This is a genomic window from Cupriavidus pauculus (assembly GCF_008801835.1).
Classification (GTDB): Bacteria; Pseudomonadota; Gammaproteobacteria; order Burkholderiales; family Burkholderiaceae; genus Cupriavidus; species Cupriavidus pauculus.
In genome coordinates this window covers 100,436-123,399 of sequence record NZ_VZOW01000008.1, presented here as the reverse complement: position 1 = coordinate 123,399, position 22,964 = coordinate 100,436, and the positions used below count along the sequence as shown (strand labels likewise).

23 protein-coding genes are annotated in these 22,964 nt (G+C 64.4%); 5 read left to right on the top strand and 18 right to left on the bottom strand.

All coding sequences use genetic code 11. From position 1 onward, the window contains the following. The first annotated feature begins 88 nt into the window (after positions 1-88). Entirely contained in the window at positions 89-877 is a 789-nt protein-coding gene (locus F7R19_RS11540; protein WP_061954052.1) for a hypothetical protein, read from the top strand. Between the two features lie 93 nt (positions 878-970). Here the strand turns inward: F7R19_RS11540 and F7R19_RS11535 are convergent, their stop codons facing one another. The 3 genes from F7R19_RS11535 to F7R19_RS11525 all read right to left on the bottom strand — a co-directional run bounded on the left by F7R19_RS11535 (position 971) and on the right by F7R19_RS11525 (position 3,873). Then, entirely contained in the window at positions 971-1,345 is a 375-nt protein-coding gene (locus tag F7R19_RS11535; RefSeq protein WP_223506151.1) for a calcium-binding protein, read from the bottom strand. Positions 1,346-1,618: 273 nt separating this feature from the next. Next, the gene (locus F7R19_RS11530) at positions 1,619-2,614 is read right to left on the bottom strand and encodes a tripartite tricarboxylate transporter substrate binding protein (protein ID WP_150980683.1); all 996 of its coding nucleotides are present in this window, start codon (positions 2,612-2,614) and stop codon (positions 1,619-1,621) included. A gap of 35 nt (positions 2,615-2,649) precedes the next feature. Continuing rightward, positions 2,650-3,873, bottom strand: a complete 1,224-nt coding sequence (locus F7R19_RS11525; RefSeq protein ID WP_061954048.1) for a CaiB/BaiF CoA transferase family protein — start codon at positions 3,871-3,873, stop codon at positions 2,650-2,652. A 132-nt stretch (positions 3,874-4,005) separates the two neighbouring features. Between F7R19_RS11525 and F7R19_RS11520 the strand changes: the two genes are divergently transcribed. Next, a complete protein-coding gene (locus F7R19_RS11520; RefSeq protein ID WP_223506153.1) occupies positions 4,006-4,971 on the top strand; it encodes a LysR family transcriptional regulator in 966 nt (321 codons plus the stop codon). Here the strand turns inward: F7R19_RS11520 and F7R19_RS11515 are convergent. The 4 genes from F7R19_RS11515 to F7R19_RS11500 form a co-directional block, all read right to left on the bottom strand. Continuing rightward, on the bottom strand, positions 4,905-5,852 hold the full coding sequence (locus F7R19_RS11515) for a LysR family transcriptional regulator (RefSeq protein WP_150980680.1): 948 nt from the start codon (positions 5,850-5,852) through the stop codon (positions 4,905-4,907). The genes F7R19_RS11520 and F7R19_RS11515 overlap by 67 nt on opposite strands. An 80-nt stretch (positions 5,853-5,932) precedes the next feature. After that, positions 5,933-6,640: a cysteine hydrolase family protein gene (locus tag F7R19_RS11510; protein ID WP_150980677.1), complete on the bottom strand. Its 708-nt coding sequence runs from the start codon at positions 6,638-6,640 to the stop codon at positions 5,933-5,935. 141 nt (positions 6,641-6,781) lie between these two features. Then, positions 6,782-8,164, bottom strand: coding sequence for an FAD-containing oxidoreductase (locus F7R19_RS11505; RefSeq protein ID WP_150980674.1), 1,383 nt, complete (start codon positions 8,162-8,164; stop codon positions 6,782-6,784). Positions 8,165-8,225: 61 nt separating this feature from the next. After that, a complete protein-coding gene (locus F7R19_RS11500) occupies positions 8,226-8,996 on the bottom strand; it encodes an AraC family transcriptional regulator (RefSeq protein WP_150980673.1) in 771 nt (256 codons plus the stop codon). Positions 8,997-9,108: 112 nt separating this feature from the next. Between F7R19_RS11500 and F7R19_RS11495 the strand changes: the two genes are divergently transcribed. Continuing rightward, positions 9,109-9,918: a sulfite exporter TauE/SafE family protein gene (locus tag F7R19_RS11495; RefSeq protein ID WP_150980670.1), complete on the top strand. Its 810-nt coding sequence runs from the start codon at positions 9,109-9,111 to the stop codon at positions 9,916-9,918. Positions 9,919-10,212: 294 nt separating this feature from the next. Then, a complete protein-coding gene (locus F7R19_RS11490; protein ID WP_150980667.1) occupies positions 10,213-11,808 on the top strand; it encodes an FMN-binding glutamate synthase family protein in 1,596 nt (531 codons plus the stop codon). Between the two features lie 11 nt (positions 11,809-11,819). On the opposite strand, the gene F7R19_RS11485 is transcribed toward F7R19_RS11490, so the two are convergent. The 10 genes from F7R19_RS11485 to F7R19_RS11440 form a co-directional block, all read right to left on the bottom strand. Continuing rightward, complete coding sequence (locus F7R19_RS11485) at positions 11,820-12,602, bottom strand: YdcF family protein (RefSeq protein WP_223506155.1); 783 nt, start codon at positions 12,600-12,602, stop codon at positions 11,820-11,822. A gap of 55 nt (positions 12,603-12,657) precedes the next feature. Next, on the bottom strand, positions 12,658-13,437 hold the full coding sequence (gene pcaD, locus F7R19_RS11480; protein WP_150980662.1) for a 3-oxoadipate enol-lactonase: 780 nt from the start codon (positions 13,435-13,437) through the stop codon (positions 12,658-12,660). Between the two features lie 13 nt (positions 13,438-13,450). Continuing rightward, a complete protein-coding gene (catC, locus tag F7R19_RS11475) occupies positions 13,451-13,735 on the bottom strand; it encodes a muconolactone Delta-isomerase (protein ID WP_061954032.1) in 285 nt (94 codons plus the stop codon). 62 nt (positions 13,736-13,797) lie between these two features. Continuing rightward, on the bottom strand, positions 13,798-14,856 hold the full coding sequence (locus tag F7R19_RS11470; RefSeq protein WP_150980659.1) for a cyclase family protein: 1,059 nt from the start codon (positions 14,854-14,856) through the stop codon (positions 13,798-13,800). 16 nt (positions 14,857-14,872) lie between these two features. Further along, positions 14,873-15,169: a YciI family protein gene (locus F7R19_RS11465; RefSeq protein ID WP_061954028.1), complete on the bottom strand. Its 297-nt coding sequence runs from the start codon at positions 15,167-15,169 to the stop codon at positions 14,873-14,875. A gap of 49 nt (positions 15,170-15,218) precedes the next feature. After that, positions 15,219-16,559: a short-chain fatty acid transporter gene (locus F7R19_RS11460; RefSeq protein WP_150980656.1), complete on the bottom strand. Its 1,341-nt coding sequence runs from the start codon at positions 16,557-16,559 to the stop codon at positions 15,219-15,221. A 361-nt stretch (positions 16,560-16,920) separates the two neighbouring features. After that, positions 16,921-17,538 (bottom strand): BON domain-containing protein, encoded by a 618-nt coding sequence (locus F7R19_RS11455; RefSeq protein WP_150980654.1) that lies wholly within the window; start codon positions 17,536-17,538, stop codon positions 16,921-16,923. A 258-nt stretch (positions 17,539-17,796) separates the two neighbouring features. Further along, positions 17,797-18,450, bottom strand: a complete 654-nt coding sequence (locus F7R19_RS11450) for a methionine ABC transporter permease (RefSeq protein ID WP_150980651.1) — start codon at positions 18,448-18,450, stop codon at positions 17,797-17,799. Continuing rightward, positions 18,431-19,591 carry a methionine ABC transporter ATP-binding protein gene (locus F7R19_RS11445; protein ID WP_223506157.1) on the bottom strand — a complete coding sequence of 387 codons (1,161 nt, stop codon included), beginning with the start codon at positions 19,589-19,591 and terminating at the stop codon, positions 18,431-18,433. The genes F7R19_RS11450 and F7R19_RS11445 overlap by 20 nt, the downstream gene beginning before the upstream one ends. Then, positions 19,588-20,391: a MetQ/NlpA family ABC transporter substrate-binding protein gene (locus F7R19_RS11440; RefSeq protein ID WP_150980774.1), complete on the bottom strand. Its 804-nt coding sequence runs from the start codon at positions 20,389-20,391 to the stop codon at positions 19,588-19,590. The genes F7R19_RS11445 and F7R19_RS11440 overlap by 4 nt, the downstream gene beginning before the upstream one ends. 158 nt (positions 20,392-20,549) lie before the next feature. On the opposite strand from F7R19_RS11440, the gene F7R19_RS11435 reads away from it, so the two are divergent. Then, positions 20,550-21,476 carry a LysR family transcriptional regulator gene (locus F7R19_RS11435; protein ID WP_150980649.1) on the top strand — a complete coding sequence of 309 codons (927 nt, stop codon included), beginning with the start codon at positions 20,550-20,552 and terminating at the stop codon, positions 21,474-21,476. Here F7R19_RS11435 and F7R19_RS11430 read toward each other — a convergent pair. Further along, positions 21,424-22,962, bottom strand: a complete 1,539-nt coding sequence (locus F7R19_RS11430) for a T6SS phospholipase effector Tle1-like catalytic domain-containing protein (protein ID WP_150980644.1) — start codon at positions 22,960-22,962, stop codon at positions 21,424-21,426. The genes F7R19_RS11435 and F7R19_RS11430 overlap by 53 nt on opposite strands. Between the last annotated feature and the right edge of the window lie 2 nt (positions 22,963-22,964).

Genomic DNA, 22,964 nt, shown 5'->3' with positions numbered 1-22,964 from the left:
TGTTCGACAAAGCGCGCCTGGCAGTCGCCCGGCGCGTTCCACATAACCCGGCCAGCCGCATCGCGCGCTGGCCGTATTGAAGAAATCGATGAACTTACGCTGCGCCGTTGCCGCCACCCTCGCCGGCTTGACCTTGCCTGCCATGGCGCTTGCCGATGGCCCGTCCGCGGACGACATGAATGCGTCCAACAATCCGCTGTCGCCGATGGTCACGCTGAATCTGCAAGACCAGTATGTCGGCCGCTCTTATGGATTGGACGACAAGGAGAGCAACGCGGTGCTGTTGCGCGGCACGCTACCGCACAAGCTGTTTGGCTTGCCGCAGATCCTGCGCTTCACCATGCCCGTCGCCACGTCGCCGAACGTACCCCCCAGCGGCAGCCGGACCGGCCTGGGCGACCTGAACCTGTTTGACCTGTTCCTGACCAAGGCCGGCGGTGTCGAACTCGGCATCGGCCCGCAGTTGACGATTCCCACCGCCTCGCACGATCAGACCGGCACCGGAAAATGGCAGGCCGGCCTGGCAAGCGTCGTGATCTCTCCGCACAAGTGGGGCCTGCTCGGCGGCCTGGTCACGTGGCAGCGCTCGTTTGCTGGCGATGGCAATCGACCATCGCAGGACAATGTTTCCGCGCAGCCGTTCGTGATCTACAACCTGCCCAACGCCTGGTATCTGCGCAGCACGGCAACCTGGAATTTCGACGTCAAGCGCGGCAACTATTCGGTGCCGGTCGGTATCGGCGCCGGCAAGATCTGGAAGTCTGGCAAGGAGACCTACAACGTCTTCGTGGAACCGCAATGGACGGTGGCGCACGACGGCGTGGGCGTGCCCAAGTTCCAGGTATTCCTCGGCCTGAACGTGCAGTTTCCGCTCTAACGCGCGGCGACAGTACTCGCGGCTTCAGAGGACAGAAACCACCGCAACCGGCCGGGCGTGGGCCCGCCGGCTACTAGGGCGAGTGACCTGGAATCAGTTCAACGATCCCGGATCGGAAGCCGTGCGACGTTGCTTGGCCTTGGCCACGAAATACGCGCCCACCTGCCGCTGCGTCACGTAGCCCTTCTTCTTGGTGTCGATCTTGTCGAAGTTCTTTGCCACTTCCGGCATGCCGGCCTCTGCCTCCTGCCGGGTAAGCTTGCCGTCGTTGTCGGCATCGGCCTGCCGGAATTTCTCTGCAAAGGCCGCCTTCATTTCCTGCGCGTTCATGGGCTTGGCTGGCGCCTGTTGAGCCTGTGGCGCCGGTTGAGCTTGTGGCGCCGGTTGCGCCTGTTGAGCCAGTGCGCCCCACGACATCGACGCCAGCGTTGTCACGGCAAACAGCAATGCGGTCTTCTTGATCAGCACGGTTGTCTTCTCCCTGGATGGAATCACGCGCGGCAGACTGCCACTGTCCTGCCGGCAGGTTGGCACACCAACCTTCCGACTCTATTGCAGTTTTTGCGCGCAGGGGTAATGAAGTTTTGCGACGCGGATCTGAATTGTTTCTGCAGACACTGACCGCACCCCGCATTGCAGCGCAGCGAAAACGGCCGCATGCAAATGCCGCCGTGCGCACGTCGACACGCCCGGATGCCTTGTTGCGCCGCGCAGTTTACGATGCCAACCGCGTCGTCGCCCTCAGGTCGCGCTGATGCCCTTGCTCTTGACGATAGCGCTCCAGCGGTCGAAATCCTTGTTGAGGCGCGCCTGCATCTGCTTGCCGTCCTGGAACGATGCGATGGCGCCGGCGCTGATCAGTTTCTGTTGCAGCTCCTTGTCATTGCCGACGATCTCGCGCGTGTCGCTCGCGATGCGGTCGACAATGGCCTGCGGCGTATCGAGCGGCGCGATCAGGCCGCCCCACGAATCGAAGTCGAAACCCGGAAAGCCTTGCTCGGATACCGTTTTCACACCGGCGAGCATTTGCCGGGCGTTCGGCGAACTCAGCGCGATCGCCTTCAGTTTGCCAGCGCGGATATGCGGCAGCGCGGCCACCACATCGGCAAACATGATGCCAACCTGTCCGCCCAGCAGATCGGCCACCGCCGGCGCGCTGCCGCGATACGGCACGTGCAGCATGTCGAATCCGCCGAGATCCTTGAGCTGCTCCATCGCCAGATGCCCGAAGCTGCCCGTGCCCGAGCTGGTATAGCTCAGCGGCGTCTTGCTGGCCTTCGCAAAGCGGATCAGGTCCGGCAGCGTCTCCACGCCAGGCACGACGCCAGGATTGATGACGATGGCCATCGGCAATACGTAGACGGTGGCCACGGACAGGAAGTCCTTCTTCACGTCGTATGCGTTGGTCTTGTACATCAGCGGCGCCAGCAGCGCGGGCATGCCGAACATCGACAGGTTGTACCCGTCCGCGGGGCTCTTGATGAACTGCGCCGTGCCGATGGACCCCGATGCGCCGGGCTTGTTTTCGATGATGACCTGCTGGCCAAGGCGCTCGGACAGCTTCTGCGCCACGATGCGCGCTGCGGTGTCGGTCGGGCCGCCCGCGGGAAAGGCCACCACCATCTTGATGAACTTGTCGGGCCATCCGGCCTTGGCCATCGCGGCCGGCATCATCGCGGCTAGCGACGCGGCAGCGCCTGCCTTGAGTACGTGTCGGCGGCTCAGCAGCTTGGTCATTGTCTTGTCTCCTGTCGATCGAAAAATTCTGGTGGTCAGATCACGCCTTTGGCCTGTAGCGCGGCGATGGCGGGGTCGTCGAGTTGCAGCAATTCCTTGAACACTTCGCGTGTGTGCTCGCCCATATGCGGCGGCGGACGGCGCACCGGCATGCGTTGTCCATCGAACGCATATGGCGGTGCCAGTACCGCCTGCGGACCGGCTTCGGTGTCGTCGAAGCGGTGCAGCAGGCCGGCCTGCGCGGTGCGTTCGGACTGTAGTGCTTCGAGCATGCCGAGCACTTCGCCGCAGGGGATTTGCGCGGCCGTCAGACGTTGCAGCAGATCGGCGCGCGTGTGCGTGCGCAACGCCTCGCGCACCTGATCGAGCAGGATGTCGCGATGCGCCGAGCGCGCGGTGTTGGTCGCAAAGCGTTCGTCCTCGGCCCACTCTGGGCGGCCGATCACCTCGCGGCAAAAGCGCTGGAACTGGCCATTGTTGCCAACGGTGATCACCAGTGGACCGTCCGCGGCCTCGAACACGCCATAAGGCACGATTGACGGATGGGCATTGCCGAACTTGGGCGGGTCACCGGCCTTGAGCAGCGCCTCCATGCCGTAGTACGACGTGATCATCAGCCCGCTGTCATACAGCGCCATCTGCACGTGACGTCCGCTGCCGGTCGACTGACGCGCATAGAGCGCAGCAAGGATGGCCTGCGCGGAGTACATGCCGGTAAACATGTCGACGGCGGCCACGCCGAATTTCAACGGGCCCTGCCCTGCTTCGCCGTTGGTCGCCATGACGCCGGATTCACCTTGCACGACGAGGTCGTAGCCGGGGCGCTGCGCCTCGGGCGTGAATCGCGCGTAACCGGAAATCGAGCAATAGACCAGGCGCGGATTGATCGCGCGAAGCTGCTCGTAGCCGAGTCCCAGCTTTTCCGCGCCGCCAACCTTGAAGTTCTGGATCACAACGTCGCTCTGGGCGGCAAGCTGGCGAGCCAGCGCCAATCCTTCCTCGTTCTGTAGATCCAGCGTGACCGAGCGCTTGTTGCGATTGGCGCTATTGAAGTACGAGGTGTTGCGCGTGCCGATTCGAACGCCCCAGTCGCGCGTGTCGTCCCCGCGCCCGGGATGCTCGACCTTGATCACGTCCGCGCCCAGATCGGCCAGCGCCATCGCACACATCGGCCCGGCCAGCACGCGCGACAGGTCCAGCACGCGCACGCCGGCCAATGGCAATGGCAGCGGCGGCGCACCTACAGGTTCTTGATTCATGCCTTGTCTCCCCGGCCCAGACGTTTCCTGAGCGGAGGTCCGGTTGTTTGATTGGGGAGAGATTGTCCATATGTTATTTATGTTTGACAATTGCAACGACTTTTCACGATATATGCACACTCCGAGTTGACAATGGACTTAAATGCACTGTCCCTGCTGGTCGACATCATCGAGGCGGGCAACCTGAGCCGCGCCGCAAACCAGTTGGGCATGAGCCGCGCCAATGTGAGCAAGCGGCTCAATCACTTCGAACGACAACTCGGGGCGGAACTGCTGCGCCGCAGCACCCGCCAGCTCGAACCCACCGAACTTGGCTGGCAGTTGTATGAGCATGGCCGCGCCATCCGCCACACGTTGCAGGCGGCGCAGGAATCGGTGCAGAGCCTGGGCAAGCGCCTGAGCGGCACGGTGCGCCTGAGCGTGCCAAGCGGCTTCGGCCAGCACACGATGTCGGCCTGGTTTATCGAATTCATGACCATGTACCCGGCGATCACGCTCAATGTCATCTTCGACAACGACATCGAAGACCTGATCAAGGGCGCAGTCGATTTTTCGATCCGCGTGATGGGCGAAACGCCGACCAATGCGGTGGCGTGCAGCCTGGGCGATGTCGATTACGTGGCCTGTGCAACGCCACAACTGGTCAGTGAATACGGCATGCCGCAAACGCTCGACCAGTTCCGCGACCTGCCGCTGATCACCTCGGAACTGACGGGCCAGAAACTCCATGTGGCGGGGCGCGCCGCCAGCGCAGGGGGCCCGCCGCCGATCCGGCCGCGCCTGATGTCGGCGAATTTTTTCTTTCTGCGCGAAGCCATCCTGCAGGGGCTTGGCGTGGGCCTGGTACCGCAATACATGGTGTCGCAGGATCTGGCGCGCGGCACGCTGCTGCGTCTGCCGCTGCCCGCGCAGGACCTCGCCTTCTTGCGCACCACCATGTACCTGCTCTATATGCCGGCGCGCTATCAGACGCGCGCGGTTACCACGCTGATCGCATTCCTGCGCGACAAGGCATCGCGCGCGCCGATGACTCAGACCGCAGCGGCTGCGGACGAAAACACCGGATCGTCGGCCGGAGGGGACGACCGCCCCGCATAGTGCCCGGCCATGAAATCGATGAACGCCCGTGCGCGCGGCGTCAGGTGACGCGTATGTGGATACAGTGCGTAATAGTGGCTGGTACCGCTGCGGTGTTGCGGCAGGACCCGCACCAGTGCGCCGCGCGCGATTTCCGCGTGCGCCGTGTGGGCGGTGAACGCGGCGATGCCCGCGCCGGCAAGCGCCGCGGCGTGCAACGCGGGAATCGCGTCGCTCGATAGCGCGCCACGCACCGCCACGCGCTCGGTCTTGCCATGGTGATCCACCAGCGTCCACTCGCCGGCGCTGGCTGCGCCAGTGAACACCAGCAGTCGATGGTTCGATAGGTCCTCGACCGATTCAGGCGCACCGTGCTGCGCCAGGTATCCTGGCGAGGCCACCAGCACCGTGTCGGACACCGTCAACACCTTGGCCATCAGGCTGCTGTCGGCCAGCGGCGCGCTGCTGATACGCAGGGCCACGTCGAAACCACCTGCCACCAGATCCACGAACTGGTCGCTGCATGACATCTCGAGCGCGATGTCGGGAAAGCGCTCGCGAAACGCGGGCAGCCAATCCTGCAATTCCAGCGTGCCGATCGCCAGTGGCACGCTTACGCGCAAGGCGCCGGCAAGATGCTGCCGCTCGTCGGTCATGGCCAGCGACATCGCCTCCACGCGCGCGAGGATGTCTACGCTGTACTGGTAGTAGCGCTCGCCGGCCGCGGTCAACGCAAAGCGGCGCGTATTGCGGTTCACCAGTTGCACGCCCACAGACGCCTCAAGCTGCTTGAGCTGGCGCGAGACCGTGGAATGCGACATGTCGAGTCGTTCGGCGGCAGCCGAAAATCCCCTGGCTTCCACCAGACAGCAGAACATCCGCATCGACTGCAACGGGTTCATGGCGTACTCCGCTTCGGAAACAAAAAACGCCCCTTGGGGCGTATCGCACATCTCGCACAAATCGACGACAGCGCGTCGTGTCAGCGTAGCGGCAGCCGCGTGATGTCGGCAGTGGTCATCACATCGCCAAACGTATCTTCGATTTCCGCCAGCGCGGCGCGATGCAACGCGTCGCTGTTCACGGTCTGGCCGTTGGCGCGCGCGATATCGCGCGTGGCGGAGGCGTCGGATGCTACCACAACGTGATAGCCGAGCGGCACCGCATCGCGCGCCGCGCCGGCCACGCAGGCATGCGTCATCAGGCCCGCCACGATGATGGTTTTCACGTTCATCGCCTTGAGCCTGCGGTCGAGATCCGTGCTGGCAAACACGCTCACCGTTTCCTTCTGCAGCACGATGTCGCGCGCGCGCGGCAGCATGCCGGGCTGGAATTGCACCGTGTCGCCGTCGATCGCGAACAGCGGCGAACCGGCCGGCGCCACATGCTGGATCTGGAACACCGGCATGCGCGCGGCATCGGCAAATGCCACCAGCCGTTGCACGTTTTCCAGCGCGCGGGGGCCGTCGGCGATCGGCATCTTTCCCGAGAAGTACTCCTTCTGAAAATCGACGACAATCAGCGCCGTCGATGCGGGATCGAGATGATCGACCGGCGCAGCGCCCAGCATTGTGCGAATGGTGGGATGCTGCGGTGTGGACGGCCCAGCGTGCGCCGCACCGCTGGCAACCGCCGCCAGCGAAAATCCTGCGGTAGCGATCTTGAAATAGCGAATCAAGCTGAACGTCATGGAACAAGCTCCTCGTGGATGGCAATGCGAGGCGCCAGTCTAGGTTTGCACCGGTCCCGCAACAACGGCGCGGCCCGCACAGCAGTTGTTCGGCGCGCGCACAGGTGCTGCGGCGCCCCAGTCGGATGCCAGTGCCGCAGCCTACGGCGACAGTTCGCCGAGCATGGTCGGAATCAGCTCGGACACGGTGGGATGAATGGCCATGGTGCGCGCCAGTTGCGTGTACGGCGCATCGGCAGCCATCGTGGCAAGAATCGCGTGCACGGCCTCGTCACCGCCGGGGCCCAGGATCGCGGCGCCCAGGATGCGCTGCGTATCGGCATCCACCACCACGCGCATAGACCCCTGCGCCTCGCCCTTTTCCACCGCACGCGCCACGCGCGTCATCGGACGCTTGCCGATACGCACGTTGTGCCCCGCCTGCCGTGCCTGCGCCTCGGTCATGCCGACGCGTCCCAGCGGTGGGTCCGTGTAGAGCGCATAGACAGGAATGCGGTCGGCAACCGAGCGATGTTCGCCATCGAGCAGATTGGCCGCGACGATCTCGAAATCGTTGTACGCCGTGTGGGTAAACGCGCCGCGTCCATTGCAATCGCCGAGCGCCCAGACGCCCTCGACACTGGTACGCAGTTGGTCGTCCACCACGATGTAGCCGTGCGCATCGGTGCGGATACCTGCGTTGTCGAGCCCCAGGTCATCGGTGTTCGGCTGGCGTCCCACCGCCACCAGCACGTCGCTGCCGATCACCGCAGGCTCGCCAGCCTCGCAGTCGACGCCCACCTCGACGCCTTGTGCATGCGGCCTGACCGTGATGCAGTTCGCGTCGGTGCGAATCGTCACGCCTTCGGCCTCGAGTATCTGCCGCACCTGCAGCGATACCTCCTCGTCCTCGCGCGCGATCAGCCGCGCACCGCGTTCCACTACGGTGACGTCCGCGCCGAAGCGCCGGAACATCTGCGCGAATTCCAGGCCGACATAGCTCCCGCCGATCACCACCAGATGGCGCGGCACGCGAGCCATCGACACCATGTCGACGTTGGTCAGGTGCGGCGTCTGCGGCAAACCGTGAATCGCTTCCGGCACCGACGCACGTCCGCCGACATTGATGAAAATGCGCTCCGCGCTGAGCGTCTGGTCGCCCACGCGCACCGTGTGCGCATCTTCGAAACGCGCGTGGCCGCGTATCAGCGTGGTGCGGGGCATGCCCTCGATCCAGTGCGTCAGACCATTGCGGCTATTGGCGACGATGCCCTGCACGCGCGCACGCACAGCTTGCATGTCGACGCGCGGCATTGCGTCGAGCATCACCCCATATTCGGCGGCGCGCGCCGCCATGCGCGCCGCATAGGCACTCGCCACCATGGCCTTGGTCGGCGTGCACCCCACGTTGACGCAGGTGCCGCCCACCAGATCGCGCTCGATCACGGCGACCGACATGCCGGCCGCGCTGAGTCGACCGGCCAGCGCGGGCGCCGCCTGACCGGTGCCGATCAGGATGGCGTCAAAGTAATCGGAAGCGGGCATCGAACACTCCGGCAGATGGTGGTCGATCGATTATAGGAAGCGCCATCACGCGCGTCGGTTTTCAGCGGGAGCCGGGCTGAAAGGCCGACGGCGGTGCGCCCAGCGCCTTGCGGAACATCGTGGAAAACGCGTTGGGGCTGTCATACCCGAGGTCGAGCGCGACGGCGGTGACCGAGTTGCCCGCCGCCAGGCGCGACAATGCCGCCAGCAGGCACGCCTGCTGGCGCCACGCGCCAAACGCCATGCCCGTTTGCTGCCTGAACAACCGGCTGAAGGTGCGTGGACTGATGTTTAGCTGCCGCGCACAGTCGTCGGGCGACATACGGATGTCGGGCCTGGCCAGCAGCGCGGCGCAAAGCTCGGCCAGTTGCGGATGCCTTGGCATCGGCGCAAACAGCGGCAGCGTCGGCGCGGCAGCCAGTTCGTGCAGAATCAGCCGCATCAGCGCGCCATCGCGGCTCTGCGGGCGGTAGTGGGCCGGCACGCCGGCCGATGACAGCAGCAATTCATGGAGCAACGGGCTGACCACCAGCACTTCACAACCGTCGAAGGGTCGCGGCGACGCTTGCGGCAGCACGTAGACACTGCGCGTGCTGACGCCATTCATTCGTACGCGATGTGGCGTCTCGGGCGGAATCCACACGCCCGTATACGGCGGCACCACCCACGCGCCGTCGTCGGTCCCAACTTCCATCAGCCCGCTCATGCCGTAGAGAAACTGTGCGCGGCGGTGACGATGGGTGTCCAGCATCGTGCCAAACGCATAGTCGGTACCAATGGCCAGCGCCGCGCAAGGGCTGTCGTCGACGCTATCGAGAGCGATGTTGAGCATGGGGGGCGATCCGCTCGGGTTGGCTGAAGAACGAAGATTATTGTCCATCATTCGCAGGCCGGCCAGCGCCGCAGCGTCTATCGTGACGGCTCGAAACAACTTGGGAGACGCTATGTATGCGGTATTGCTGGCTTGCGGTGGCTTGGCGGGTGTGACGACCGTGCTGTTCGGCTTCGGCGGCGGCTTTGTGGTGGTGCCACTGCTCTACGCCATGCTCAGGACACTGCACGGTCCCGACAGCGCGGCAGGTGCCGCGGCCATGCACATCGCGGTGGCAACCTCCACATGCGTGATGATCTTCGGCGCGTCGCTGGCAACCTGGCGCCATCATCGCGCGCGCAATGTCGACTGGAGCCAGGCACGCATGCTTGGCGGCTATATCGCCGTGGGCGCGGTGCTTGGTGCTGCCGCCGCGACCTGGCTCAGCGGCGCATGGGTGCGCTGGGCGTTTGTCGGCTATTTATCAATCACCATCCTGGACAGCACGCTGCGCCCCGGCTTCATGATCGGATCGAAAGAGGCTGCGGCGCCGATGTCACGCGGCGCCACGGCCGCCATCGGCGTCGCCATCGGCACCATCGCGTCGTTTCTGGGCGTCGGCGGCAGCGTGATGACGGTGCCGCTGATGCGGCGACGCGGCGCAACCATGACGCAGGCCACTGCCATGGCCAACCCGCTGTCGCTGCCGATGGCAATCGCCGGCACAGTCACCTATGTCGCGCTGGCATGGCGGCAGGGTGCCGCGCTGGGCCCCGGCCACGCGGGCTATGTCGACGTGCTGGCGTTTGCCACGCTGGCGCTGGGATCGTGGGCCGGCATCCGGCTGGCAAGTCAGTTTATCGGCCGGATTCCTGACCGCATCCATGCGATTGTTTATGTTGCGCTGCTGGCCGTCGTGTTGCTGGTAATGCTGCTGGTCTGAGCGCGACCGCAGTCATTGCACCGGTGCCGCGTTGCGCCGCGCACATTCGGCCGCGGCCCAGTCGAGAAGAACAAGTGCTGGCAATTCTTGGGGGGATTATCGGAGCCTCGTCATGTCGCTTAAAAACGCGACGCTTCGCAAGAAGCGCCGCGTTTCATGGTTTCGTCAAACGCCTGGCGGTTAATAGCATTATTTATCCCATTTCCGAAACAGCGAATCCCAGCGCAGAGACTTCACATTGCCCTACCGAAGCGCCATCATCCGGGGTTATCCAAAAATCGAACGAGTCTCCCCATGATCGAGCGTCGTTACGGCGCCGTGGCCTTGTCGGCCTGCGGCCTGATTGTTCTTGTCTGTCTGGCCGCCACACATCGCCTGTCGTGGTGGTGGGCGGCGGCGCCGCTTGCGCTGTGCCTGTTGGGCGTGCGCGACATGACGCAGCAACGCCATGCCATCCTGCGCAACTACCCGATCTGGGGTCACGCACGCTTCTTCCTGGAGTTCATTCGCCCGGAAATCCGGCAGTACTTTATCGAGGACGACACCTCGGAGGCGCCTTTCTCGCGCGCGCAGCGCAGTCTGGTGTACCAGCGCGCCAAGAACGAAGTCGACAGCCGCCCGTTCGGCACGGAGTTCGACGTCAAGCGTCCCGGCTACGAATGGATCAGCCATTCGCTGGCGCCCACGCGCATCGCATCGGCCAATTTCCGCGTGACGGTGGGCGCCGACCGTGCGCAGCCCTATTCGATGTCAGTGTTCAACGTGTCCGCGATGAGCTTTGGCGCGCTGTCCGCGAATGCGATCCGCTCGCTCAATCGCGGCGCCAAAATCGGCGGCTTTGCGCATGACACGGGCGAGGGATCGATCTCGCCCTATCACCGCGCCGAGGGCGGCGACCTGATCTGGGAACTGGGGTCGGGATACTTCGGTTGCCGGCGCGCCGATGGCAGCTTCGATCCCGAACTGTTTGCGCGGCAGGCGGCCGACCCGCAGGTCAAGATGATCGAGGTGAAGTTGTCCCAGGGCGCCAAGCCCGGACACGGCGGCGTGCTGCCCGCGGCCAAGATCACGCCGGAAATCGCCGCCACGCGCGGTGTGCCGATGGGCGTCGATTGCGTTTCGCCCGCGGCGCACAGCGAATTCTCCACGCCGCTGGAATTGCTGCAGTTCGTCGATCGTCTGCGCAACCTGTCTGGCGGCAAGCCCACCGGTTTCAAGCTGTGCATCGGCCATCCGTGGGATTTCTTCGGCGTGGTCAAGGCCATGCTGGAATCGAACATCCTGCCGGACTTCATTGTCGTGGATGGCTCCGAGGGCGGCACCGGCGCGGCGCCGCTGGAGTTTGTCGACCACATCGGCGTGCCGCTACAGGAAGGCCTGCTGCTGGTGCATAACACGCTGGTCGGCGCAAATCTGCGCAGCAGGATCCGCATCGGTGCCAGCGGCAAGCTGATCAGTGCATTCGATATCGCACGCACACTGGCGATGGGCGCGGACTGGTGCAACGCCGCGCGCGGCTTCATGTTCGCGCTGGGCTGCGTGCAGGCGCAGAAATGCCATACGGACCGCTGCCCGGTGGGCGTTGCCACACAGGATCCGGTTCGCCAGCGCGCCATCGTGGTGCCGGACAAGGCGGAACGCGTGGCCAACTTCAATCGCCACACCGTACATGCGCTACAGGAACTGCTGCAGGCCGCCGGCCTGCATTCGCCGGCGGAACTGACGCCGCATCATATCGTCAGGCGCGTATCGCCGAGCGAGGTCAAGCCGATGTCCGAGTTGTTCGATTTCCTGCAGCCCGGCGATCTGGTCAACGGCAACCTGCGCTTCAGCCTGTGGGAGAAATACTGGCCGATGGCGCGGGCCGATCGCTTCGGCATGCCGGCCTGAGCGGCCGGCGCTCAGAATTCGCGCAGCAGCCAACCGCTGATGTACGCGAAATATTCGCGTAGCCACGCGTTATAGCGCAGATAAAGCGGTGTGGGCGCGGCGACGCCAGTTACGGCGGTCAATCCGGCCTTGCGTGCGATGCGCTCGGCGCGCATGACATGAAAATCGCTGGTCACCAACAGCAGCGGCGCGTTCGCGTCGATGCCTTGCGCAGCCAGCAACTGGCGACTGAACCGCAGGTTTTCGTCGGTGCTGGTGCTGCGGTCCTCGCGCAGCAGCCGTTGCGGCGAGATCCCGCGCGCGACGAGATAGTCCGCCATCACGTCGGCTTCGCTGCAATGCAGGCCGAAGTCCTGACCACCGCTTACGACGACCGGAATCGCAGGCATCCGCTGTGCCAGCGCGAGCGCCTTGTCCAGCCGCGCCGCCAGCGTGGGCGACGCCGTGCAATGCGGCGTGCCCGATCCAAGCACGACGATGGCCGCCGCATCAGTAATGCGTTCGGCCGGCGCGTCGATGCGGCCGCCGATGAAACGGAAGAACAGCGCCACCGTCGCCAGGCAGACGGCAAAGCCAATCCAGCCTGCGCGCCACAGCCATTGCCTCTGCGGCCGCGCGGCTCGCCAGCGCGCCAACGCGTGCCAGCGCCACGCCAGCCACAGCGCGGCCACGCCGATCAGCGCCGGCAGCACCACGCCGAAGTTGAACAGCCCCAAGCCCATCAAGGCAATGGCGTCGCCAAGCAGCACCACGCCCAGCAACGCCATCGTCCACTGCCACCCTCTGAAGCCCATCGCCAACCTGTCCTCGCGAAATCAGTCAGGCGACGATGCTACAACCGATCGGCCATCAGGCAGCCAAAAACTTCAGCACCGCTTGCGTGAAACCGTCCACCTGCTGCAGGTTCGACAGATGCGCGGCGTACAGCTCCACGTACTGCGCACCGGGAATGGTGTCGGCCAGATAACGCCCATCGGCGGGCGGCGTGGGAATATCGCCCGATCCGGCAATCACCAGCGTCGGCGTGACGATGCGCTGGATCTGCTCGCGCAGATCGGAATCGCGCACCGCCAGGCAATTGGCCGCATAGCCGCGCGCGTCGGTAGCACCGAGCATCGTGCGCAGGTGCTGCACCAGTTCCGGCTGCTGCGCGGCAAAATCGGGTGTCAGCCATTTGTCGACCACGGCAGCGGCAATCGATGCCACGCCATCGCGTTGCACGGCTGCGGCGCGGTTGGTCCAGTTTTCCGGCGGTCCAATATACGCGGCGGTATTGCACAGGATCAGCTTGTTGAGGCGATCCGCATGGTGCAGGCCCAGCCACATCCCGGTGATGCCGCCCATCGACAGGCCGCAGAAATGCACACGCGACAGCTTCAGGTAATCGAGCAGCGCGATCACGTCGCCGCCCAGTTGCGCGATGCTGTACGGCCCCTCGGTAACCGACGACTGACCATGGCCACGCGTGTCGTAACGCAGCACGCGATAGTGCTGCGTCAGCGCGGCAATCTGCGGCTGCCACATCTCGAAGCTGGTGCCCAGCGAATTGGACAGCATCAGCACCGGCAGACTTTCGTCGCCATCGAGCCGGTAATGCAGCGTGACGTCGGAAAGCTCAGCAAACGGCATGGCGATCCTCTCCTCAGTTCTGGGCGATTGCCGAGCCGTGCTGCGCCAGCGCGGTGACCTTCATTTCCATGTACGGATAAAGCGGCAGCGCAGTCAGCAGCGCGTGCAGCTCGTCGGCGTCCTTGACATCGAAGATGCTGACGTTGGCGTACAGGCCGGCCACACGCCACAGATGACGCCACTTGCCTTCGCGTTGCAGTTGCTGCGAATACGCCTTTTCGTCAGCCTTGATCTTCTCTGCCACTTGCGGGTCGAGCGATTGGGGGATACGGACGGTCATTTCAACCATGAACAGCATGGCAGGCTCCTATTGGATCGTATGGATCGTGTGGATCGGGGGACGACGAAAACATCGGGACATCAGACGGTGGCCACCGGCGTGACCGGCGATCCCATCGCGCCGGGCAGGCGCAGGGGTGGCGCCGACAGAAAGAAGCGATGACGGCGCTCGGCACGCAGCCACGCCGCCAGGTCGCGCAGATACCAGAGCTCGCCTAACGGCAAACCCAGTTTGAAAAGGCAATGGTGATGCAACGGCAGCATTGGCACCGGGCCCTTGTCTGCCGCCACCGCGCGCGCCGGAAAGCGCTCCACGGCATAGTTGTCCGCCGCGATGGCTGCGATGCCCGAATCGGTGATCCATTGCAGCAGCCGCTCGTCGCGCCCGTCGAGCGCGCAGCAACTGTTGTGCAGCAGCTCGGCGTCCGGCTTGCCGGCCATCTCGACCAGCATTTCGGCAAACCCGGTGCGCAGCACGAGAACATCGCCGCTGCCGACCGACAGGCCGTCTGCATCGATGACACGCATCAGGTCGTCATAACCGACCGTGCGGCATTCACGGCCATAGTGCTCGGCCAGATCGACCAGCACGCCGCGGGCCTGGATGCCATGCGTGGCGAATGTCTCGATGCCGAGCGCGTCGGCGTGGCTGTGATCATGCCCGCACGGATGCGCCGCGAATGCATCGGCTTCCGCGTAGTCCACCGGGCCGACGATATCGGTGTTGGGGCGAAAGCCGTTGTAGTAGACGCGTTCGGCCACACCATCGCCGTCGGCGTCGAACAACGCGCCAACGTGCGCCAGGGAGTCCCATTGCGTCGAGTACTGCATCGACAGCAGTACCTGGTCGTCGCTGAGCACATCGAGCGCGCGCGGATCGACCTTGGCCAGCGGAAAATTCACATAGGCCACGTCGTCTCGGAACGTCGGGCGCAACACCGGCGGATGGCGGCGCGGATTCAGCACGTTGCCGCCCGGCAAATCGAGCGGCAGCGACAGGCAGAACGTGCGGCCGGTGCGGATTTCCTGCGCGGCCGCGCGCACGCGCTCGGCGGTGATCAGATTGAGGCGGCCTAGCTGGTCGTCATCGCCAAAGTCGCCCCAGTTGGCGCCTTCGGGCCGTTGCTTCCATCGTTTCATGACTGCCGTCCGCGCTTCAGATGTGGCAAACGCCGTCCAGATAAGCCTTGCGCCAACGCACGATCTTCACCTGCGCAAACAGGTCGGCCGTATGGAAGGGATCGCGCTCGATAAACGCCTGCGCGGCCTCGCGAGAATCGACGTCGACGATGTAGACGCCGCCGCCGCCATCCGTGCCGTCGTCGTTGAGCTTGGCGCCGCAGGCCAGCAGCAGCGCCTTGTTGGCCGCGAGGAAATCGAGATGCGCGGGCCGGTTGGCCTGGCGCACGTGCTGATGATCGGGCTTGTCGAACGTCTCGATGAAATACGGCATGCGAAAGTCTCCTTGTCAGTTGGCTGCGGTATGGCGGTACGACGCTACGTCAGTGCGTGAGCATGCCCCAGGCCAGCAGCGCCACGATGTAGATCGCGCCTACCCAGAACATCATGATCACGGTGTAGCCCATCACGTCCTTGAGCTTGAGCCGGGACAGCGCCAGCGCCGGCAGGATCCAGAACGGCTGCACCAGGTCGTTCCAGGCATTGCCCAGCATCACCGACATCGACGTCTGCGCCACCGAACTGCCGATGGCCTTGGCCGCGTCGATCATGAACGGCCCCTGGATCACCCAGTGCCCGCCGCCCGACGGCGCGAAGAAGTTGATCACGAACGAGCTGACCAGCCCCCAGAACGGCAGCGTCTGCGGCGTGGCGATATCGACGAACACGCGCGAGATGGTATCGACCAGTCCCGAGCCCGCCATCACCGCCATGATGCCCGCATAGAACGGATACTGCAGGATGATGCCCGAAATCGTCTTGATGCCTTCGTTGAGCTTGGCAACGTAGTTGGCGGGCGTGCCCAGCAGCAGCACGCCGATAAACAGGATCAGGAAATTGATCAGGTTCAGGTCCAGCGTGCCGCCCTGCGTGAAGTACAGCACCGCGTACGCCATGCCGCACAGGCCGATCAGCAGGCTCAGCACGCGGCTGTTGTTCATGCGAGCGGCCAGCGTGTTTTCGATGCCCATGCTATGGCCGCCTGCCGCGGGACCGTCTTCGGCGATATTTTCCTGGCGGATTTCCACCACGTCGCGGGTATCGCGCGGGTGCAGCATCGCATTGAGCAGCGGCAGCGTGACGATCACGGCGAGACTGGTCAGCAGCATCGGCGTCGAGAAGATCGTGTCCTTCAGCGCGATCACGCCCATCAGCTTTTCCATCGGATGGCCCGGCGTGGAGATCAGCACGGGAATACTGGCCGACAGGCCCAGTCCGTACATCGTGAAGCCGCTGTACGCCGATGCGATGATCAGCGGGTAATGCACGCCCTTGACCTTGAGCGCCAGCTTGCGCGCAATGATGCCGCCGATCACGAGACCGAAGCCCCAGTTCAGATAGCTGCCGATACCGCCCACCAGTGTGGCGACGATGATGGCGCCGCGCGGCGTCTGCACGCGTGCCACGATGCTGTCGAGGAATCGGTCCACCAGCGGCGCAGTGGCGAGCACATAGCCCATCGCCAGGATCACGGCCATCTGGGTGGTGAACGAAAGCAGGTTCCAGAACCCCTTGCCCCAGTTCATGATGACCGCGCTGGCGCCCTGGCCTTCCACCAGCATAGCCATCACCATGCTCAACAACGTGAGGCCGATGGCAAATACAAAGGGGTCCGGCAAATACCGGCGCATCAGTTCCGTAAAGAACCCGGCGACCTTGTTCAAGGCGTGTCTCCTAAATTCGAAATGACCGCATATCGAACCAGCGTTCTATATGCGAACGTCTTCTATGCAAGGTCGGGAGCGTAAGACTTCGTAGGACGCAATGTCAAGGTGATAAACCGCCGCATTAAGCTCATTGAAAGCAATGATTCGATGTTGCGATGCAGCGCAACACAGGCAACGCGCGCATGAAAAAAGCCCCGAAAACTTCGGGGCTGGGGGATTTTGCGATGCATCAATCGTTAGGGAAGCGGCATCAGCGCATAGCCGGTATCCGCACAGAACAGAGCGCGTTGAAAGGTTTGGCCGATGAGCGACTGGGGTGGAAGCGGTGCAATCGGCGTGCTGGCAGCGAGTGGCATCGTCATTCGGATCGCGATGTCCGCACGCGCAGCCGGTTGTCGACGTCCTTCACGCCGGCGACATGGTCTGCAATCTCCTCGATGCGCAACTTCTGATTGCGGTCGCGCGCCTCGCCGGTCAGGGTGACCACGCCGCCCGCCACGTTCACCTCTACCTCGCGCAGGTCCAGACGCGCGTCGTCGGCCAGGCGTTCGCAGACGTCGTCGCAGATACGTGCGTCCGCACGTTCGTATCCCTTGGGCCAGACCGGCCGGGATCGATATGGCGCATCGTCGTAACCCCGGTCGGATTCGCGCGGCACGCTCGCCGGTCGGCCTCCAATGCCGGGCCGATGACGCAAGGCGCCGTCCTCGTGCCGATCCTGCCAGTTAACGTCCGCTGCGCGATGCCAGCTGGCGCGGCCCGGCGCCGTGCGCAGGCCATCGTCGTCGGCGATGCCGTAGGCGGCTGGCGACACGCGCGCATGCGCGTCGGGATGGCCGACCCGCTCGCGCCGCGTGTCCGCCCACGGGCGCGGGTACGATTCGGGACCACCGAAATCTTCGGTCTGGTCATGAACGGCGAAATCGCTGCCTTCGTTGCGCACGCCGGGGCGGAACCATCGATTGTGTGTGGACATGGCGATCTCCAGTATTCGATGGCATCGATCGCGGATTTTTCGATGCCTACTGTCGCCAGCCGCACGCAAATTCCATTCCTCGCCAGATGCGACGCTGACGGCACCTGAGGCACCTGGCCCGGCCCGCGCCGCATGTAGGTTCGATTCGTCGTGGAAGATTTACTGGCGGGGCGGCAGCGGCACATCGCAACCACCACCTCGCACCGCACTCTGCTTCAACGCCATGGCCGATGCGAGCCGCCATCGCGCCCATCCCTTCTATCGCGCCCTCAGCCGCCTGACCGCCCAGTCGCCCGCGCCCTGCACACCAGTTACCAGCGCAATCAGGATCACGATCACGATGGCCATGGTGGTCGTGTCGAAGCGCTGGTAGCCGTAGCGGATCGCCAGGTCGCCCAGTCCGCCCGCGCCAACCGCGCCGGCGATGGCCGATGCGCCGATCAGCGACACGACCGTGATCGTAAAGCCGCCGATGATGCTGGGCAGCGCTTCGGGCAACAGCACATGCCAGAGAATATGCCGCCGCTCGCAGCCCATTGCCTGCGCCGCTTCCACCAGTCCCCGATCGACCTCGCGCAGGCTCACTTCGGCGATACGCGCAAAAAACGGCGTGGCGCTGATCGCCAGCGGCACCACAGCTGCCCACACGCCGATCGTGACGCCCACCACCAGCCGCGTAAACGGCAGCAAGGCCACCAGCAGCACGATGAACGGCGTGGCCCGGAAACCGTTCACCAAAGCGCCGATTACCCGATGCAGACGCGGCGCGGGCCGTAGGCCATCCGGCGCCGTCACGATCAGCAGCAGCGCCAGCGGTAGCCCGGCCAGCACGGCAAACGTGGCGGACGCCGTCACCATGATCAGCGTATCGAGCAGCGCCAGCCACAATCGCTCAAGCGGCATCGCAGACATAGCCGAGCTCCGTAATGTGAGCATCCGGCACAGCCGGAAGCGCGGGGGCGCCTTCGCGCGACACCGGGACCGCCACGCGTAATGTCCCGAGGGTATGGCCCTGGATGCGGTCGATGCCGCCCTGCAGCAGCCGGACGCCGGCACCCAACGCATGCAACAGCGCGGCCAGATCTGGAGCGCGGTGCGCGCCGGTCATGCGCAGTTCCAGTACGCGATGCCAGTTGCCGGGACCTTGCGGCGTCGCGTGGAGTGTCAGGTCGTCGGGCGAGCGCGCCGCCATGGGCGCCAGCAGCGCGCGCGTGGCATCGTGGCGCGGATCGCCGAACACCTGCCAGACCGGGCCGCATTCGGCGACGGCGCCCGCTTCGAGCACCAGCACCGTATCGCAGATCTCGGGGATTACGCGCATCTCGTGGGTGATCAGCACGATGGTGATACGCAGGCGCGTGTGGATATCGCGCAGCAATTGCAGAATGGCATGCGTGGTTTCCGGATCCAGCGCCGAAGTGGCTTCGTCGCACAGCAGGATGGCGGGCCGGTGCACCAGGGCCCGCGCAATCCCCACGCGCTGCTTCTGCCCACCGGACAGTCGGCCCGGATAGCTGTGCGCCTTGTGTTCCAGCCCAACCAACTGCAGCGCCTCTGTCACGCGCTCGTCGATCTGCGCGCGCGGCACCCCTGCCACCTTGAGCGGCAGCGCCACGTTGTCCCATACGGTTCGCGCCGACAGCAGGTTGAAGTGCTGGAAGATCATGCCGATGCGTCGCCGCAAGGCCACCAGATCCTTGCCGGCCAGCGTGGCGACGTCGACGCCATCGACAAGAACCCGACCCTGCGTCGGCGTCTCCAGGCCATTGATGGTGCGTAGCAGGCTCGATTTGCCGGCCCCACTGCGGCCAATGATGCCGAAGATGGCCCCCGCCGGAATATCGAGGTCGATATCGCGCAGCGCGTGCACCGGGCCGGCCGCGCAGGAGTACGTCTTGCCCAACTGTTCGAAACGGATGGCGCCGGCGTGCGCTTGCGCCGTGGCCCTCGCGTGCGCCGCAGCGCGGGCTGGCGCGCGCGCGGCGGCGGGTGCAGCGGCCCCATCGCGCCGCAACCATGCCGGGGCGCCAAACATGGCGTCGTTCTGCTTCATTTGGTCCACGGCAGGCTGTAAAGCTTGTCGTTATTGGCAAACGACGCGCTCAGCTGTTTGCGCACAGCCGGCGATTGTTGATAGATGCGGACGAACTGCGCCACGCGCGCGTCGTTGGCATTGTTCTCCCGCGTCACGAAGCGAATCGCAAAATAGCTGTCGTCCAAGCCGGAATACAACAAGCCGGCCCCGGCGATCTGCGGCTTGCCCGCGTTGACGAAGTGCGCCGGATAGCCTTGCGCCAGATCCACATCGTCGAGCGCCCGCACCAGTTGCGGCCCTTCCACCTCCACGAAGCGGAGCTTCTTGGGATTGGCGACGATATCGTTGACGCTGCCGCGCGCACCCACGCCATCGCGCAACCGGATCAGCCCAGCCTTCTGCAATAGCAACAGCCCACGCCCCTGATTGACGGGGTCATTGGCAACACCGACGCGCGCGCCTTCCTTCAAGTCCTCGAACCGCTTGATCCGCGCCGAATACAGTCCGATATTGGGCAGCACGCCCACCGCCACGCTGCGAAACCGGTAGCCGCGCTCCTTCACGGCGTTGTCGAGAAACGCTTGGTGCTGGAAGTAGTTCAGGTCCAGATCGCCGGCGGCCAGCGCAACGTTAGGCGTGGTCCAGTCGGTGAATTCCACCACCTTGACGTCGAGCCCCTGCCTGCGGGCCTCGTCGGCCGCCACTTGCACGGAATCGGCCAGCGAGCCCGGCGTGACACCGATCGTCAGCGGCGCGGCGTGCGCGGCGCCCATGGTCAGCGTGGCCAGCCACGCAATCAGGAAACCCTTCTTGAGCATGATGAGCGAATCGATGGTTGCAGAGCGCCCATTCCAGCATGGCGGCGTAGCCATCGCTACGAACGATTCCGAGCATGCTTAGTCGGGTTGGCGCGTATATCGATAGGCGCGGGCGCGCATTAGAATGGCTGGCCCTCGCTCCCAATGCCCCGCCGCCCATGATTCCATCCGTCTTTGCGCTGCACAGCCGCCTGAAGATGCAACACCTGCGCCTGCTCGTGGCCATCGAAGAGCGTGGATCGCTGCGCCAGGCCGCCGACGCGCTGACGCTGTCGCAGCCGGCCGTGAGCAAGATGCTGCAGGACATGGAAGACCTGCTTGGCGTGGCCCTGTTCGAGCGGCACGCGCGCGGCCTGCGCGCCACGCGCTTCGGCGCAGCCGCCACGCGTTATGCCAAGCTGGTTTTTTCCGACATGGCGGGGCTGCGCGACGAACTGGTGGCGCTGGAATCGGGCAAGACCGGCCGTGTGCGCGTGGGCGCGGTGATGGCCCCCACGCCGGGCCTGCTGGCCAGCGTGATCCGCCGCCTGAACCGCGACCACCCGCAGCTCGAAATATCCGTGCAGGTGGACACCAGCGACGTATTGATGCCACTGCTGGAGCGCGACCAGCTCGACATCGTGCTGGGCCGCGTGCCCGAAGGGTGGGACAGCGCGACCGTCGATTTCGAGCAGCTCGGCGACGAAGGCCTGGCGATCGTGGTCGGCCCGCAGCATCCGCTGGCCCGCAAACGCAAGCCACAATTTGCCGAACTGACGCGTTACCCGTGGATCATGCAACCACGTCCAAGCCCGATGCGCGCGCTGCTGGACCGCTCATTCGAAGACGCGGGCGTGGCGCCTCCGCCATCGACGATCGAAACCGCCGCCGTGCTGATGACCACCTCGCTGCTGATCGACAGCGAATTGATCGCCGTGCTGCCCGAATCGGTGGCGCACTATTACGCACAACTGGGCGCATTGACGGTGCTGCCGCTGCCCCTGCCGATCAAGCTTGGACCATTCGGCATCATCACGCGGCGCGGCCGGCCGATCACTGCATCGATGAGCTTGCTGGTTGATACGCTGCGGAATAGCGCGGGTTGATCGGAGTGGCGTGGTCGGCCGTTTCGCCGTCGCTTGGTGGCACTGGCGCGCTTTCGGGCGACGCGACCGCGACCAATTGGCGTGGCAGCAAATATCCGCCACCATCGATTCGGATAAAACCGGCGCGCGAATCATGCACGTACCGATCGAAGAATCGGATCAGATTCGCGGACAGTTCGGGCGGATTCAACCACGCCTTCCAGTACGCCAGTTCATCTGCGGAGAGCGGTTCGTTTGTCACGCGTCGCCCGCCCGCCGTCTCGATTGTGCGCAGGTATTCGCTGCGGTCGGTGTTCCAGAGCTGGGTCAGATAGGAACGCCAGTTCATCGTATCGGCCTCGACCTTCAGGCGTCCGTGGTACTGCTGGATTCTTTGCAGTGATTCCTGGATTTCGGGATCCGTCGAACACATGTTCTCGTACAGCTCGCACGGCGCGTGGCCAAAGCGCACCTTCAGCCAGCCATAAAAAAGACGCATGTGCCGAAAGACCTGATCCTCGATCCCGCTGCATCGGCCAATCGTGGCCATGTATTCATCGAACAACGTTTTGAGCTCTTCGTCGTATTCGAAGAGCTCGGCGGTTGTTTTCGCCAGATCCGTGGGCGGTGTGAATGGCACCCCGCACATGACCGCCTCCAGCCGCATGCGATTCAACGCAAGGCGGCCGAGCAGATCAGATCGACCCTGCTCATTGGGACGATAACCGCCGCCAATATCCGAGTGCACGCCGGGAAAGACCAGCTCGTCGCAGCTTGCGGCTGTATCGCCCACCGGCGTCAGCGGGAAACAGGCACGCAGTTCGTGGCCCGAGACAATATGGCAGCAGCGCTCGACCTGTTCGGGAATATGCACAAGCATGTCGCTCAGGTTGTGCGCGGGCAGGCCCACCGATTCCACCGTGTCGAATAGTCCGAGAAAGCGGATATGGAGCGGCGCGGACTCTCCGTCCAGTGCGGTCCCACACGGCCAGTGCGGCACACCATCCTTCATCGTGCATTTGGCAAGCAGCCGGTTGACGAACGCGCGTGCCAACGTCGCACCGCGCGAGAAACCGAATACGGCGATGTCAATGCGGGTGACTCGGTGGTTGGCGGTCAACGCAAGACTCATGTCCTCCTCAGCTTTTGATAGGCGTACATCCCAGCCCAGACCAGCACCGCCGCCAAGCACCTCGCTATCGCGCAGCCTTTCCCACCAGGTCGGATCGCTCGCATTGAGCGGCGTGCCAACGCCGGGGTAGTAGAAGTCGTTGATAAGCGGATCTTCGCTCTTCTTCACATGCCCCAGGTAGAGGCGAGCGACGTTGGACAATTTGTTCAGTGGCTCATCAAGATCACGATTATTTCCAGTGCCGTCAAAAAAGAAGCTGAACCAAGGCTGCTCCTCACAGGTCGCGCATGCCTCGAAGTCTCCGTCGTACAGTCCGATCATGGTTTCAACCGTCCTCGCAAACGACTCGTGGGAGTCTGTGAACCAGTCCTGCATCT